This window comes from Microbacterium sp. 69-10 (assembly GCF_001897945.1).
Taxonomy (GTDB): domain Bacteria; phylum Actinomycetota; class Actinomycetes; order Actinomycetales; family Microbacteriaceae; genus Microbacterium.
The window spans coordinates 53,745-54,647 of sequence record NZ_MKRT01000024.1 but is presented as its reverse complement, the minus strand read 5'-3'; the positions used below and the strand labels follow the sequence as shown (position 1 = coordinate 54,647).

Genomic DNA, 903 nt, shown 5'->3' with positions numbered 1-903 from the left:
CCCGCCGATGGTGAGGAAGGCCTTGTTCACATGGTCGAACCGGCTCAGCGTGTGCTGGATGGCCGGATGGCGCAGGATCGCGCGCGCCTCCGGCTCGATGAGGATCGGCGCGTACAGCGGATAGGTCGCCCCGCGGGCGGCGCGACCGGCGTTGGAGATCACCTCCACGCCGTCCTCCAGACGAGGCCAGCCGACGCCTGTCAGCTGGACCACGTCGGCGCACGGCAGCTGCGTGATCGCACGCGAGGCGAGAACGAGGGTGCGCCCCGGAGTGAATCCCACCACGTCGTCGTCCTGGACGGTCTCGGAGATCACCTTTGCCGTCACCGCCGCGATTGCCTCGCGCACCTTCAGTTCATGGGTGGCATAGGTGGCGACGACCAGAGCGGACTGCAGGCCGAACCGCTGAGCGAGCCGCGTCGACAGCTCCGCGTCGATGGGATCCGCGACGGCCGCACGCACTTCGACGAGGCCCAGCTCCCTCGCCCTCCGCACCATCCGCGCCGTCGCGAAGCGCGACTTGCCGATCTCCTCCGCGATCTCGTTGACGGCACGTCCCTGCGCCAGATGCTGCATGGCGACGTACACGTGGAGCACCTGCTGATCAAGCGAAAGAATTCTGCTCATACGAGCACCCTACTGGGTGACGTGAGCGATTTTCATAAGGTGGATGCGTCAGGCATCCTGCCCGACAGGATGGGAGCGGATGCCGGATGACACGACTCGAGGATCTCGTTGCGGAACTGCGACGAGGAGAGCCGATACCGGTGGCCGGAGCCCTGTTCGACATGGACGGCACTCTCGTGGACTCCATCCCCGCTGTGGAGGGCGCCTGGCGGCTGTGGGCCGAGGAGCACCACGTTCCGACACCCGGCGCCGACATGCACGGGAAGACCGCTCGCG

General features: G+C 67.1%; 2 protein-coding genes (1 of these 2 cut by a window edge). One reads left to right on the top strand and one right to left on the bottom strand.

Going from position 1 to position 903, the window contains the following annotated elements; all coding sequences use genetic code 11:
• Nucleotides 1-627, bottom strand: a 627-nt coding sequence (locus BGN97_RS11205; protein WP_292701347.1) for a sugar-binding domain-containing protein, incomplete at its 3' end; no start/stop codon positions are given.
• Nucleotides 628-713: 86 nt separating this feature from the next.
• On the opposite strand from BGN97_RS11205, the gene BGN97_RS11200 reads away from it, so the two are divergent.
• A protein-coding gene (locus BGN97_RS11200) for an HAD-IA family hydrolase (RefSeq protein WP_292701344.1) crosses the window boundary here: on the top strand, nucleotides 714-903 show its 5' end (the start). The gene runs 521 nt beyond the window's last position; 190 of the gene's 711 nt are visible here — the first part of the coding sequence; its start codon is at nucleotides 714-716; its stop codon lies beyond the right edge, outside the window.